The 15,075-nt window shown below is 64.5% G+C and carries 8 protein-coding genes and 1 pseudogene; 5 read left to right on the forward strand and 4 right to left on the reverse strand.

The genetic code is table 11. The features are described from left to right. Positions 1 to 66: 66 nt before the first annotated feature. A complete protein-coding gene (gene tarD, locus ACFLEY_RS10170) occupies positions 67 to 1,236 on the forward strand; it encodes a D(-)-tartrate dehydratase (protein ID WP_396604625.1) in 1,170 nt (389 codons plus the stop codon). An 86-nt stretch (positions 1,237 to 1,322) separates the two neighbouring features. Here tarD and ACFLEY_RS10175 read toward each other — a convergent pair whose 3' ends face one another. Together ACFLEY_RS10175 and ACFLEY_RS10180 are read right to left on the reverse strand one after the other, a co-directional pair. Further along, positions 1,323 to 2,672, reverse strand: coding sequence for a malonyl-CoA decarboxylase (locus tag ACFLEY_RS10175; protein WP_011089468.1), 1,350 nt, complete (start codon positions 2,670 to 2,672; stop codon positions 1,323 to 1,325). 298 nt (positions 2,673 to 2,970) lie between these two features. Further along, complete coding sequence (locus ACFLEY_RS10180) at positions 2,971 to 3,771, reverse strand: helix-turn-helix transcriptional regulator (RefSeq protein WP_038967656.1); 801 nt, start codon at positions 3,769 to 3,771, stop codon at positions 2,971 to 2,973. Positions 3,772 to 3,830: 59 nt separating this feature from the next. Here ACFLEY_RS10180 and ACFLEY_RS10185 point away from each other — a divergent pair, with 59 nt between their 5' ends. Further along, entirely contained in the window at positions 3,831 to 5,003 is a 1,173-nt protein-coding gene (locus ACFLEY_RS10185) for an MFS transporter (protein ID WP_304567362.1), read from the forward strand. A gap of 418 nt (positions 5,004 to 5,421) precedes the next feature. On the opposite strand, the gene ACFLEY_RS10190 is transcribed toward ACFLEY_RS10185, so the two are convergent. After that, positions 5,422 to 8,580, reverse strand: coding sequence for an efflux RND transporter permease subunit (locus ACFLEY_RS10190; protein WP_060908676.1), 3,159 nt, complete (start codon positions 8,578 to 8,580; stop codon positions 5,422 to 5,424). A gap of 12 nt (positions 8,581 to 8,592) precedes the next feature. Next, positions 8,593 to 9,786 (reverse strand): efflux RND transporter periplasmic adaptor subunit, encoded by a 1,194-nt coding sequence (locus ACFLEY_RS10195; protein WP_028174566.1) that lies wholly within the window; start codon positions 9,784 to 9,786, stop codon positions 8,593 to 8,595. Positions 9,787 to 10,029: 243 nt separating this feature from the next. On the opposite strand from ACFLEY_RS10195, the pseudogene ACFLEY_RS10200 reads away from it, so the two are divergent. The 3 genes and pseudogenes from ACFLEY_RS10200 (at position 10,030) to ACFLEY_RS10210 (ending at position 14,072) form a co-directional block, all read left to right on the forward strand. Then, positions 10,030 to 10,820 (forward strand): annotated as a pseudogene (locus tag ACFLEY_RS10200) (ABC transporter substrate-binding protein). Positions 10,821 to 11,005: 185 nt separating this feature from the next. After that, the gene (locus ACFLEY_RS10205; RefSeq protein WP_060908675.1) at positions 11,006 to 12,715 is read left to right on the forward strand and encodes a phospholipase C; all 1,710 of its coding nucleotides are present in this window, start codon (positions 11,006 to 11,008) and stop codon (positions 12,713 to 12,715) included. A gap of 13 nt (positions 12,716 to 12,728) precedes the next feature. Further along, positions 12,729 to 14,072 carry a cytochrome-c peroxidase gene (locus ACFLEY_RS10210; protein WP_060908674.1) on the forward strand — a complete coding sequence of 448 codons (1,344 nt, stop codon included), beginning with the start codon at positions 12,729 to 12,731 and terminating at the stop codon, positions 14,070 to 14,072. Positions 14,073 to 15,075: the final 1,003 nt, after the last annotated feature.

Here is a 15,075-nt window from a genome sequence, read left to right on the forward strand (position 1 = left end):
AATCTCGAGATTCCGGGTTCGATGCTGCGCATCGCCCCGGAATGACGATAAGAGAAAGCCAACCCCATGTCCGTCCGCATCGTCGACGTCCGCGAGATCACCAAGCCGATCTCATCGCCGATCCGCAACGCCTATATCGATTTCACCAAGATGACGACGAGCCTCGTCGCGGTCGTCACTGACGTTGTGCGCGACGGCAAGCGCGTCGTCGGCTACGGCTTCAATTCCAACGGCCGCTACGGGCAGGGCGGCCTGATCCGCGAGCGCTTCGCCTCGCGCATCCTGGAGGCCGATCCGAAGAAGCTTCTGAACGAGGCCGGCGACAATCTCGATCCCGACAAGGTCTGGGCCGCGATGATGATCAACGAGAAGCCGGGCGGCCATGGCGAGCGCTCGGTCGCGGTCGGCACCATCGACATGGCGGTGTGGGACGCGGTGGCGAAGATCGCGGGCAAGCCGCTGTTTCGCCTGCTCGCCGAACGTCACGGCGTCAAAGCCAACCCGCGCGTGTTCGTCTATGCCGCCGGCGGCTACTACTATCCCGGCAAGGGGCTCTCGATGCTGCGCGGCGAGATGCGTGGCTATCTCGACCGCGGCTACAACGTCGTGAAGATGAAGATCGGCGGCGCGCCGATCGAGGAGGATCGCATGCGCATCGAGGCGGTGCTGGAGGAGATCGGCAAGGACGCGCAGCTCGCCGTCGACGCCAACGGCCGCTTCAACCTCGAGACCGGCATCGCCTATGCCAAGATGCTGCGCGATTATCCGCTGTTCTGGTACGAGGAGGTCGGCGATCCCCTCGACTACGCGCTGCAGGCCGCGCTCGCCAAATTCTATCCCGGCCCGATGGCGACAGGCGAAAACCTGTTCAGCCACCAGGACGCGCGCAACCTGCTCCGCTATGGCGGCATGCGCCCGGACCGCGACTGGCTGCAATTCGACTGCGCGCTGTCCTATGGCCTCTGCGAATACCAGCGCACGCTCGAAGTGCTGAAGACCCATGGCTGGTCGCCAAGCCGCTGCATCCCGCATGGCGGCCACCAGATGTCGCTCAACATCGCCGCCGGCCTTGGCCTCGGCGGCAACGAAAGCTACCCGGACCTGTTCCAGCCCTACGGCGGCTTCCCCGACGGCGTGCGCGTCGAGAACGGCCACATCACCATGCCGGACCTTCCGGGCATCGGCTTCGAAGGCAAGTCGGATCTCTACAAGGAGATGAAGGCGCTGGCGGAGTAATTCACTCCACGCCGCGCATGTATCGTTGCGATAGTCGCGAGAACTCTCCCCAACGTCGTCCTGGCTTTCGCCAGGACGACAGAACCCTACGACAGCCGCATATCCAGCAGCCGCCGTCCTTCGCCCTTCAGCAGCTTCTTCACCGCGCTCGAGGCAACGATCTCGCCGTCATTGGCGTAGGCTTCGTGGTTCTTCTCGATGTCGTCGAGGCGGTAGAGGTAGTTGACCATCACGCCGGCCGACTCGCGCACGCCCTTGGGCGAGAGGTCGCCGAGCCAGTTGATGCGCTCGAGCCGCGCGCCGTTGCCGAGATGGAAGCGGGCGACGGAGTCGATCAGCCGGCCCTTCGCCGTGCGGGCCTTCAGGAAGTAGTGCGCCGCGAGCGGCTCCAGTATGCCGCGCAGCAGTGCCGTCGTCTCGGGGTTCTCGAACCATTTGGGATCGTCGAGGCGCTTCAGCACCTCGCGATCCTCGTCCGACAGCGGCAGCTCCTTGTCCTGCTTGACCCATTGCATGAAGCCCGGCACCGGCGACAGCGTCACGAAGCTGTCGAGCTTCGGCAATTCGCGGCGCAGCTCTTCCACCACCTGCTTGATCAGGAAGCTGCCGAACGAGATGCCGCCGAGGCCACGCTGGGTGTTGGAGATCGAATAGAACACGGCGGTGCGCGCGCGCTCGATCGGCAGATGCTGGCGGTCGACCGCCAGTAGCGGCGCGATCGCGCCGGGGATCGTCTCGGTCAGCGCCACCTCGACGAAGATCAGGGGCTCGTCCACCATCGCCGGATGGAAGAAGGCGTAGCAGCGGCGGTCGACCGGATCGATGCGACGGCGCAAATCGTCCCAGTCGCTGATCTCGTGGACGGCTTCATAGCGAATGATCTTTTCGAGGATGTTGGCCGGGGTTGACCAGTCAATCCTGCGCAGCACGAGAAACCCCCTGTTGAACCACGAAGAAAGCAGATGCGAGACGTCGCGATCGAGCGCGGCGAGATCGGTGTGTCCGTTCATCATGCCGAGCAGGTCGGCACGCATGTTGACGAGGTCGCCGGTGCCGCCGGGCGCGCGGTTGAGGCGGCGGATCAGCTCCTGCCGGCGCGGCTCGGAGGCGAAATGCAGCGAGCTCGCGTCCTCGTCGCTGGGCTTGGCGCGCCATTTCTCTATCGCCTTGGACAGGCGTTCCCGGTCGGGGCCGAAATCGCGCACCAGCGCCTCGAAGAAGGCGCGGCGTCCTGCCGCATCCAGGTCCTGGTAGAGATCGAGCACCTCGCGCGCCATGGCTGTGCCGGAGGCTTCGCCCCGGCCCGACAGCAGCGCACCGCAGAGCGCGATCAGGCCGTCGGCGTCCTGTTTGGTATCCGCGGAATCGCGACGAAGCAGCGTACGGCCGCGCTCGGAGATGGTGGCGAGGAGATCGGAGAAGAAGGCGTTAGCCATCTGGGCCTTTCGAAACCGGTTTGTGCGGTGCGGAAGCTTACACGGGATTTAGGCAGAAGCCGATCACAATCAAGCAGGCGAATTTGGCAACTTTAGTCAGGGCAGGCGACTCAGGAACGTTGTCATGCCCGCGAAGACCGCCGCGCTTCACAACCGCTGTCATGCCCCGCGCAGGCGGGGCATCCAGTACGCCGCGGCGTCTCGGTTCTAGCCGCGCCGTCTCGGAGTATTGGATTCCCCGCCTTCGCGGGCAATGACACCGGGAGTGGAGCGGCGAGCAACGACACCGAGGTTGCCGCTACCCCTTCCCCGCAAACGCCGTCGGCGTCCGCCCCGTCACCTGGCGGAACGCCGCCGAGAACGCCGGCACGCTGGCATAGCCGAGCTGGGTCGCGAGCTGCTTCACCGAGACGTTCGCATCCGTGGACAGCCGCTGGATCGCCGCGGCGATCCGGGCGCGCTGGCACCAGCTCTTGAAGCTCAGCTGCGTCTCCGTGGAGAACAGCCGCGACAGCGTGCGCGCGGAGGTTCCGACCTCGCGCGCCAGCGTATCGATGTCGTGCAGGCCGGTTGGGTCGTCGAGCACGATCATCGCGGCGCGCCGGCAGCGCGGCTCGCGCGGCAGCGGCACGAAGGTCGCGGAATCCTCGGCCTGGTGCAATTCCAGCATGACGAGGCGGACCAGCAGCTCGGTGCGCTCTTCCGTGTTGCGCGCGTCGAACAGCGCGAGGATCGCCTGGTTGAGCAGCGGCGAGACCCGCACCACGAATTCCTTGGTCAGGCCTTCATAGCGTTGCTCGCGCTTCAGCCAGGGCAGGTCGAAATACAGCGTGCGCAACTCGATGTCGGCGAGCAGGTCGATGGCATGCTCGAGCCCGGCCGGAACCCAGACGGCGCGGTCCGGCGGCACCAGCCAGCGGCCCTTCGGTGTCGTCACCTGCATCGTGCCCTTGGCGGCATAGACGAGCTGCGCCTCGCGGTGCATGTGCGGATCGAGCCGCAGGCCCCTGGGGTAGTCACGCGCGACCAGATGCACGCCCGCAGGCGAGCGATGGTTGCTCCGGACCTCCCGGAGGATTGGCGTTTCCAAGACAGTCATTGGCTGCATCCCGTCATTTGCCCGAAATATAACTCATTTCGGAGCAGGAGAGGATTCGTATGAACAGCCCCAGCCGGGTCATCAGTTTCGTCAACGCAGGCCATTTCATCGACCATTATGCGATGCTGATCTTCGCCGCCGCCGTGATCATCATGGGGCCGGCGCTCGGCATGGCCTATTCGGAACTCTTGCCTTACGCGACGCCGGGCTTCATCGCGTTCGGCGCGGGCTCGCTGCTGACAGGCTGGCTCGGGGACCGCTGGAGCCGCCGCCACATGATGCTGATCTTCTTCATCGGCATTGGCCTCTCCATGATCTCGGTCGGCTTCGTGCAGACCCCGGTTCAGCTCGGCGCGGCGCTGCTGGCGATCGGCATCTTTGCCTCGATCTACCATCCCGTCGGCACCGCCATGATCGTGTCCTATGCCGACAGGCTCGGCCGCGAGATGGGCATCAACGGCGTCTGGGGCAATCTCGGCGTGGCCTCCTCCGCGCTGGTGACCGGCGTGATCGGCCAGTATCTCGGCTGGCGTTTTGCCTTCATCGTCCCCGGCGTCGTCACCATCCTGATCGGCATCGCGTTTGCGATGATGGTCGTGCACGAGGACCGCAAGGGCTCGAAGCAGGCGGCGGCGCAGGCGCGCGTCGCCAAGCAGGACATGTGGCGCGTGATCCTGGCGCTGCTGATCGTGGTGATCGCGATCTCCACGACCTTCAACGCCGTCACCGTCGCGCTGCCGAAGCTGTTCGCGGAGCGGCTCGCCGATCTCACCAGGAGCCCGGCGCTGCTCGGCGTCATCGCGGCCTGTGTCTACGTGTTCGGCGCGATGACCCAGTACACGATCGGCCGGCTGCTCGACCGCTATTCGCTGAAGACGGTGGCGCTGCCGCTGTCCTTCATGCTGGCGCCGTTCCTGTATCTGGCTGCGAGCCTGTCCAATCTGCCGCTGATCCTGGTCTCGATCGGCATCGTCATGGGCGCGTTCGGGCAGGTCACGGTCAACGATGCCATGGTCGGCAAATACACCACGGAAGAGTGGCGCTCGCGCGCCTATGCCGTGCGCTATTTCGTCGGCTTCACCGCCGCCGGCGCCTCCGTCGGCCTGGTCGCCTGGCTCTACGAGCAGGGCGGGTTCGTCACCATGCTGCACGCCTTCGCCGCGCTCTGCCTGCTCGCGATCGCCGCCGCGTTGATCCTGCCGCGCGAGATCCGGACGCCGCAAGCGGCGTGAGGGGCAGTGAGGCGGGCGGCTCGCGCCACCCCGTCATTCCGGGGCGTCGCGCAGCGACGAGCCCGGAATCCATCTACCCGCAGCCTCTGCCGCCCGATGGATTCCGGGCTCGCGCCTGTCGGCGCGCCCCGGAATGACAGAAGAGATGCGCGCAGCTGCTTCAACCTCGTCATTGCGAGCGTAGCGAAGCAATCCAGAATCGTTCCGCGGCGGGACTCTGGATTTCTTCGCTGCGCTCGCAATGACGGGGAGATGGCGGCACATCGTGCATGCCACCCATCATGCCATTCTGCCAGTGTCTTGCCCGACGGGTCAAACGCTGGCGTCGCTGAAAAAAACTCAACGCCATCAACGCCGTTCTACTGTGCATGGGGTTGTTTTCGACTTTTTTATCGGAGCGGGCCTCCGCAGAAGAAGCCTACGGCTTCACCTCCACGGCCGGCTGCACCTTCGGCGCCTTCTTCGACGCCCGCCAGTTCTCGAACCGCTGCACCACCACGAAGAACGCGGGCACGAACAGCACCGCGAGGCAGGTCGAGGCCAGCATGCCCGAGAACACGGTGATGCCGATCGACTTGCGGGCGCTGGCGCCGGCGCCGGTCGCGATCACCAGCGGCACCACGCCGAGGATGAAGGCGAACGAGGTCATCAGGATCGGGCGGAAGCGGGCGCGGGCCGCCTCGATCGCCGACTCCAGGATCGGCTTGCCGTCGCGGCCGTGCAGCTCCAGCCCGACCTCGACGATCAGGATGGCGTTCTTGGCCGACAGCGCGATCAGCAGGATCAGGCCGATCTGGCAATAGAGGTTGTTGTCGATCTTGAGGCCGTTGAGGATCAGCATCGGCCCGATCAGCGACAGCGGCACGGCGAGGATCACCGAGATCGGCGCGTACCAGCTCTCGTATTGGCCGGCGAGCACGAGATAGACCAGCAGCATGGCGAGGCCGAACACCCAGTAGATCTGGTTCGAGACCGCCTTCTCCTGGTACGACATCGCGGTCCATTCATAGCCGGTGCCGGGCGGCAGCGTCTTGTCCGCGATCTCCTCCATCAGCTTCAGCGACTGGCCGGACGAATAGCCCTGCGCCGGCAGGCCGATGATGGTCGAGGAGGGATAGAGATTGTAGAGGCTGATCAGCGACGGGCCGGTGGCCGGCGTGATCGTGGCCACCGTGCCGATCGGGATCATGTCGCCGTTCGAGTTGCGCACCTGCATGTTGGCGATATCGCGCTCGGTGACGCGGAAGGCCGGATCGGCTTGCGTGTAGACCTGGAACACGCGGCCGAACTTGTTGAACTGGTTGACGAAGGACGAGCCGAGATAGGTCGACAGCGCCGAGAACACCTGATCCGTCGTCACGTGCAGCGTCTGGGTCTTGATGCGGTCGATCTCGACGTTGAATTGCGGCACCGACGAGCGGAACGAGGACTGGACGCGCTGCAGCGCGCTCTGGCTCTGGCCGTTGCTGACCATCGCACCGGTGATGGCCTGCAGCTTGGCGAAATCGCTGTTGCCGTCGCGCAGCTCGACCTGCATCGAGAAGCCGGCGGCGTTGCCGATGCCCTGGATCGGCGGCGGCGGCAGCACGATGGTGCGCGCCTCCATGATCACAGCGAGCTTGTCGTTCAGCCCGTAGACCAGCGAGCGCAGATCCTCGCCGGGACTTTTGCGCGCGTCCCAATCCTTCAGGATGATGTAGGCGACGCCGGCATTGGCAAGGCTCGCGCTGCTGTCGAGCGCGGAGATGCCGGCGATGGTGATGACCTGCTGGACGCCCGGCGTCTCCTTGATGATCTCGCTGGCCCGGTCGAGCACCTTCTGGGTCCGCTCCAGCGAGGCGCCGTCGGGCAGTTGGATGGCGGCGATCAGATAGCCCTGGTCCTCGATCGGCAGGAAGCCGGTCGGCACCCGCGACAGGCCGTAGCCGCCGATCCCGATCAGCACCAGCGCCACCGCGACCGACACCGTGGCGTGCCTGACCAGGAAGGTGATCAGCCGCGTGTAGCCGCGCTCGACGCGGTCATAGACGTTGTTGAAGCCGCGATAGAAGAAGTTGCGCCGCTCCGGCGGCACCGCCGGCCGCAGCCACAGCGCGCATTGCGTCGGCTTCAGGGTCGCCGCGTTGATGGCGGAGAGCAGCGCGGTCGCCGCGATCACCAGCGCGAATTGCGAGTAGATGCGGCCCGTGAGGCCCGCGAGGAACGAGGCCGGCAAAAACACCGAGATCAGCACCAGCGTGATGCCGACGATCGGCGCGAACAGCTGGTCCATCGCCTTGATCGCGGCGTCGTGGCCGTTCATGCCCTGCTCGATATTGTGGGCGGCGCCTTCGACCACCACGATGGCGTCGTCGACGACGATGCCGATTGCCAGCACGATCGCGAACAGCGTGGACATGTTGATGGTGAAGCCGAGCGCCGCCATCGCGGCGAAGGCGCCGATGATGGTCACCGGCACGGTCGTTGCCGGCACCAGCATGGCGCGCCAGTCCTGCAGGAACACCAGGATCACGACCAGCACGAGCAGGCCGGCCTCGATCAGCGTCATGTAGACCTCGTGCACCGAGGCCTCGACGAATTTGGTTGTGTCGAACGGCGTGTCGTATTTGATGCCTTCCGGGAAGCGCTTGGCGAGCTCCGCCATCTTCTTCTCGACGGCCTGCTCGACCTGGAGCGCGTTGGCGCCCGGCGACTGGAACACGCCGATGCCGACGGCGGGCTGCTTGTTCAGCGAGAAGATCTGGCTGTAGGTCTGCGCGCCGAGTTCGACCCAGCCGACGTCGCGCACCCGCGTGACGTCGCCGCTGGTGCCTGACTTGACGATGATGTTCTCGAACTGGCTGGTGTCGTCGAGCCGGCCGTTGACGTTGAGCGTGTACTGGAACGCCTGGCCCGGCGGCGTCGGCGGCGCGCCGACCTGGCCGGCGGAGACCTGCTGGCTCTGCTGCTGGATCGCCTGGATCACGTCCTGCGGCACGAGGCCACGGACTTGCAGCTTGTTCGGGTCGAGCCACACCCGCATCGAATACTGGCCTGCGCCGAACACCGTGACGTTGCCGACGCCGGGCAGGCGCGAGAGCTCGTCGCGGATGTTGATGGTGGCGTAGTTGCTCAAATAGAGACTGTCGAACCGGGAGTCCGGCGAGGTCAGTGTCACGAACAGCAGGATCGAGGTCGATTTCTTCTGGACGGTGACGCCCTGGTTCTGCACGGACGTCGGCAGTTGCGACAGCGCGCTGGAGACGCGGTTCTGCACCAGCACCTGCGCGAAGTTGAGGTCGGTGCCGATCTTGAAGGTCACGGTCAGCGTATAGGTGCCGTCGGAGCCGCTGTAGGACTGCATGTAGAGCATGTCCTCGACGCCATTGACCTGTTGTTCGATCGGCAGGGCTACCGTGTCGATCACGGTCTTGGCGCTGGCGCCGGGATAGCGCGTGGTGACCTGCACGGTCGGCGGCACCACGTCGGGGTATTGCGCGATCGCGAGGTTGAACAGCGCGACGCCGCCGATCAGGATCATCAGCAGTGCGATGACGTTCGAGAGGACCGGCCGCTCGATGAAGAATTTTGAGATCATGGCAGGCAGCTCCTACTTGGCAGACGCCTGCGGCTGCTCGATCTTCGTCACTTGCGGGTCGATCTTCTGGCCCGGGATCACCCGCAGCAGCCCCGCGATCACGACGCGGTCGTCCGGCTTCAGCCCGCTCTCGATCACGCGCAGGCCGTTATCGGTGGGGCCGATCTGCACCTTGCGCTGCTCGACGACGTTGTCGCCATTGACCACCAGCAGATAGCGGCCGCCCTGGTCGCTGCCGAGCGCGGTATCGGGAACGAGGAGCGCGCCCTTCTCCTGGTCGAAGGGCACGCGGACGCGGACGAAATAGCCGGGCAGCAGCACCCGCTTGTCGTTGGGGACGAGGCCGCGCACGGCAAGCGTACCGGTCGACTGGTTGAGAGTCGGCGAGACGTAGTCGAGCTTGCCTTCATGCGGATAGCCGGTTTCGTTTTGGAGGCCGACTTGAATCGGAAATTGCTTGAGGTCGGTGGGCGTCAGTCCCCGGCGGGCCGCTTCGGCGCGGATGCGTAGCACGTCCTGCTCGTTGACGGTGAAGTTCACCCAGATCGGGTCCATCGCGACGATGGTCGCGAGCTGGGTCGGGGAGGAGACGCCGACGAGCTCGCCGATCGAGACCATGTGGGCGCTGACGACGCCGTCGAACGGCGCGGTGACCTTGGTGTAGCCGTAGTTGACCTCGGCGATCCTGGTGTTGGCCTGCGCCTGCAGGAGATTGGCCTGCGCGTTTTCGCGCGTTGACGTCGAGGTGTCGAGGGTGGCCTGCGAGACCGCCTGCCGCTGCACCAGATCGCTTTGCCGCTTGAAGTCGGCCTCCGCCTGCCGGAGCGAGGCCTGGGCGCCGGCCTCGGCCGCCTGGGCCTGCTCGAGCTTCAGCTTGTAGGTCTCGGGCTCGATGGTAAAGAGCTGGGTGCCCTGCTTGACGAAGGTGCCGTCCTGGTAGTCGATCGACTGCAGGAAACCCTGCACGCGCGCCACCAAGTCGACATTCTTGATCGGCGCGGTGTTGCCGGTGGCCTCGACATAGCGCGTCACCGGCCGCTGCACGGGCGTCGCCACGTCCACCTTGGGCGGGGGCGGAGCCACGTAGGCGTTCTTGTCCTCGCAGCCGGCGAGCGCGATCACGGCGGCCGTGGCGGCTAGCGCCCGTCCAACATGTCTCCACGCTCCATTGCGATGTGCGGGAGATGCGGGATTCGCGCGCGTCATTCGGTGGCCCCCGATTGCTGTCTGTCGGTGCGGCAGGCTACCAACAAATGTCCGGCCGTGGAACACCATAGCCATGGCGGTCGTCGGCCTTGCACGGCGAACGGCGGTGTGGCCTTTGACAGGTTTGTCATGACAAACCGCTTTTCACCGCGCGCACGATCGACCAGAATTGTGTCAAAGGTCGTGTGGCGGAAGCGAAGCGGTCGGGACGACGAGAACAAGAAAACGCGAGGAGAACATGACATGTCCGCGTCCGTCCAATCGGCCCTCTCCGGTCTCGTTCTCGCGGCGGCGGTTGCCATGCCCGCGCTAGCCGATGGGCTGAAGGACGAGATCGCGCCGACCGGTAAGCTGCGGGTCGCGATCGCAATCAGCCCCGCAGGCGGCGCATTCTGGTCGACCAGGACGGAAACCGGCTATGCCGGCGTGCCGGTGGACCTCGGCAAGGAGATGGCGGCCCAGCTCGGCGTTGGTGTCGAATATGTCGTGCACCAAAATTCCGGACAGATCACCGATGCGGCCAGCAAAGGCACCTGGGATGTCACCTGGCTGCCAAAGGACCCCGAGCGCGAGAGCAAGATGATGTTCGGGCCGATCTACGAGGTCGCGGACGCCACCTACATCGTCAAGGCTGGTTCGAACGTGACCAATTTTGCCTCGCTCGCCAGCCCGGCATCAAGGTCGCGGCCGTCAACGCCACCACCACCATGCGTGGCGCTGTCGCGCATCTCAGGAACGCTGAGGTCACCGGCTATCAGACCTATGACGAGATCTTCGGCCTCCTGAAGAGCGGCGAGATCGACGCCTTCGCGCTGTCGCGCGACCAGCTCAACAAGATGGCGCAGAAGATTCCCGGTACAAAGGTGCTGGACGAGACGTTCAAGAAGACGGTGACAGCCGTCGCGGTGCCGCTCGGCCACAGCCTGGCGCTGACCTTCGTCACCAAATTCATGAACGAGGCGACGATCAACGGCACCTTGCGCAAGGCCTATGACAACAATGGCCTGAAGGATTCTCCGATCCGCACCGAGTAGACGCCCGCTGTGGCGGACTCCTCACCATGAGGGTCGAGGAAGGCAGCTTCGGGCAAATCGCCCGTGTAGAAAATCTTGTCTGAACAACTGCGCAAAGTGTCTCTTGCGTCAAACTGACACAGCTCTGTCATCGCGCGCCATTAACGTTCCCGGGGTCGGCGTCAATCCTTCGGGGCAACACAACAATGAAATCCAGATTTCTGACGACGGCCGCGATTTTCGCGGCCGCGACGGCACTCGCATGCGCCATGCCTGTTCTCGCGGACGATTTCGGTCGGGACCGCGATCATGATCACGATCGTCACCGTCATCCGCATGACATCCACACCGAGACGCCGATCAAGCATCTCGTGATCATCTTCAACGAGAACCGCTCGTTCGACCATTATTTCGCGACCTATCCGAACGCGGCCAATCCGTCCGGCTCTATACCCTTCGTGCCGAAGCCGCACACGCCGAAGGTCAACAACCTCGTCACGGCGAACCTGCTGGTCAACAACCCGAACAACAGCCCGGCCAACGGCACCGGCGCGACGGATCCGTTCCGTCTCGACCGCACCCAGGCCAACACGCGCTCGCAGAACCATGCCTACACGCCCGAGCAGCAGGCGGTGGACAACGGCAAGGAAGACCTGTTCCCGAAATTCACCGGCCGCGGCACGGCCGGCGGCGCCGGCGCGTTCGGCACCAACGGCCAGGTGATGGGCTATTTCGACGGCAACACCGTCACGGCCTTCTGGAACTACGCCCAGCACTTCGCCATGAGCGACAATCACTGGACCGACACCTTTGGTCCGTCGACGCCTGGCATGCTCGAGGTGATCTCCGGCCAGACCAACGGTGCCAAGAACATCGTCGGCATCTCGACGCAGACCGTTCCCGACGGCCAGGGCGGCCTGACGCTGGTCGGCGACACGGATCCGGGCATCGACGCCTGCTCGAGCACGACCAGCACGATCCTGATGGACGGCAAGAACATCGGCGACCTGCTCAACGCCGAGCACATCAGTTGGGGCAGCTTCATGGGCGGCTTCGACCTGACGCTCAAGAACGCCAATGGTACAACGGGCTGCGCGCGCAGCACGTTCTCCAGCACCGTCAACGGCACCACCGCGGACTACATTCCGCACCATGCCTGGTTCCAGTACTACAAGTCGACCGCCAACCCGACCCATGCGCGGCCGAGCTCGGTCCACGCGATCGGCCATACCCACGACTTCAACGGCAAGGTCGATCCGGCCAACCACAATTACGATCTCGAGGACTTCTACGCCGCGGTGAAGGCCGGCCATTTCCCGGCCGTGTCCTACATCAAGATGCCGGCCTTCCAGGACGGTCACGCCGGCTACTCCGACCCGCTCGACGAGCAGGTCGGCAATGTCGAGCTGATCAACTTCCTCCAGAAGCAACCGGAGTGGCGCGAGACCGCGGTCATCATCACCTATGACGACTCCGACGGCTGGTACGATCACCAATACGTCGCGCCGAAGAGCGCCTCCTACGATCCGACCGCCGACCAGGTCAACGGTCCGGGCCTGTGCGGTCTCGGCCCGCAGAAGCAGCCGGCGCCGAAGGGGCTTAGCGGCAAGCCGGTGAACGGCCGCTGCGGTCCGGGCACCCGCGTTCCCTTCATCGTGGTTTCGCCCTATGCGAGGACGAACTTCGTCAGCCACACCTACATTTCGCAGGCCTCGGTGGTGCGGTTCATCGAGGACAATTGGCTGCGCGGCCAGCGTCTCGGCGGCGGCTCGTTCGACGCCAGCGCCGGGTCGATCATGGACCTGTTCGACTTCGATCATGATCATCGCCACGATCTCCGGGTGGACGCGCTGTTCCTTGACCCGACCTCCGGCACTGTCATGACCAGCCCGCCGGACGAGCATCACCATCACTAAGACGCAAGGTCATATGAACAGCCGCACCATGTGGCTTTTCGGCGCCGGTCTGCTTTGTCTGGCCGGCGCCGTCCTTGCCGTCGCGACGCAGGGATTTGCGGAAGCAAATCCCGCGGGTGCGAATCCGAACCCGGTTCGTCTCATGCGTCCGCCGGCCGCTCCGCTCTCGGCGATGGCGCAGCTCGGCAGGGAAATTTTTTACGACGCTTCGCTGTCGTCCTCGGGCGCGCTGTCATGCGCGTCCTGTCACAGCCCGGATCACGCCTACGGTCCGCCCAATGACGGGCCGGTCATGCTCGGCGGCGCGACCTTGTCGCGCCCGGGTGCACGCGCGGTGCCGTCGCTGACATATCTCGATCGCCATCCGAATTTCAGCATCGGCCCCGACAGGGGCGACGACGACAACGTCATCGACCTCGCGCAGATGGCCGCGCTCGGCCAGCAGGCTGCGCGCACCACCAAGACCGCGGGCGGTAGCGGCGCGTCGGCGAACATCGTGCCGCAAGGCGGCCTGTTCTGGGACGGCCGCGCCGATACGTTGCAGGACCAGGCGCTGTTTCCGCTGCTCGATCCCAACGAGATGGACGGCGGCAGCGCCGAGATCGTCGCAGGCAAGCTGCGCCGCGCCTCTTACGCCAGCCGCTTCGTCGAGCTGTTCAGCGCCCGCGTGCTCGACAATCAGCGGCTGCTGATCGCGGAAGCGATGTTCGCGGTGGCGCGCTATCAGGTCGAGGAGCCGAGCTTCCATCCCTACACCAGCAAGTACGACTACTGGCTCGAGGGCAAGGCGCGGCTGTCCGAGGGCGAGCTGCGCGGGCTGCAAGCGTTCAACGATCCCGACAAGGCCAATTGCGCCGGCTGCCACACCTCGGCACCGACCCGCGACGGCCTGCCGCCGCTGTTCACCGATCACCAATACGAGGCGCTCGGCGCCCCGCGCAACGCCGCGCTCGCTAAGAATCGCGACCCCAATTATTTCGACCTCGGCGTTTGCGGCCCGCATCGCACCGACATGCCCGAGCAGACGCAATATTGCGGCATGTTCCTGACGCCGACGCTGCGCAACACCGCAGTGCGCCACGCGTTCTTCCACAACGGCGTTTTCCGCAACCTCGAGCAGGTGCTGGATTTCTACAATTTCCGCGACACCAATCCGGAGAAGGTGTTTCCGCGCGCCGCCGACGGCACCGTGCTGAAGTACGACGACCTGCCGCAAAAATATCACGCCAATGTCGACGTCATCGATCCGCCCTTCGATCGTCACCCCGGCGACAGGCCGGCGATGACCGAGCAGGACAAGGCCGACATCATCGCGTTCCTGAAGACCCTGACGGACGGATACAAGCCGGAAAATTAGGGCGTGTGTGTATAAAAGCGGTCTGGGCGTGCGGGGGGCGCCGGCGCCACCAAGGCCTCGGCCGTGGTCGCCGCGGTTGAGCCAAAAGAGTCGGTTGTCGCCTGCATGAACACGCTGGCCGTTGCCACGGCGTGTCGCGGCTATATTCAAAAGAACTCGAGCGAAGGAAAGTGATTGACCAGTCTGTCCCAGAGCGAGAACGGTGGCCGTGGCTGCCTTTTGGCATCCCTGAGAGGGATAGACACCGCGGTGCCAGTCTCATCCCGTAATAAAGGTTCGCTCCGGAGACGCTCTGACCGCCCTGTATGCTGACAGTCGGATCGAAATTATTCTTTATCAGGTCTGTCGTTTGTTCCACGGAGCCCGCCGCTGAATTGTCGTAGGCCGCCACGTATTTCGTCGACGCCTTGAGGACCCGCTGTCCCTGGCAAACGTACTCGCCGTTTTCCAGATACCGTTTCACTTCCCGATCACAGGACTCGCGACGGAACAGCTCCTCAGCGATGATTGATAGGTCTTCAAGTGAGATCTCCAGCACTTGAACGTCATCGAGCTCCAGCTTTACAGCTTCCGCCAATTTTGCATCGGTATGTGACTGAATCGAACGCACGACTTTTGAGTCGAGCGAATATTGCGTCTTTCGTAGTTCGGAGGTGACTTGGGTTGCAGAAGATGACGTGCGGGTGACGCCAACCAGTCGCTCAGGCGAGACTTCGCACAGCATGTCGTAATCCTGGCCGTTCGGAGAGACATGATAGATGGAGCCTGGAGCGCGCAGGAGCACCGGCGGCGTTATCGGGTGAAAGCCGATAGCGGTGATTGCTTCGTTGAGTTTATTTGGGGGCGTGTGGTGACGTATCGCAGCCACGGATGCCAGTGGTGCGATGCTCACGATCGTCACTAATGCCCCCCACTTGATCAATGGGCGCATTGGAATTCTCCGCCGATTATCCGCAACAATAGTTTCCGCAGGGGCGCGCGCATGCGTTGGCCGAATCTGCCG

The organism is Bradyrhizobium sp. YCK136 (assembly GCF_044570075.1).
Taxonomy (GTDB): Bacteria; Pseudomonadota; Alphaproteobacteria; order Rhizobiales; family Xanthobacteraceae; genus Bradyrhizobium; species Bradyrhizobium diazoefficiens.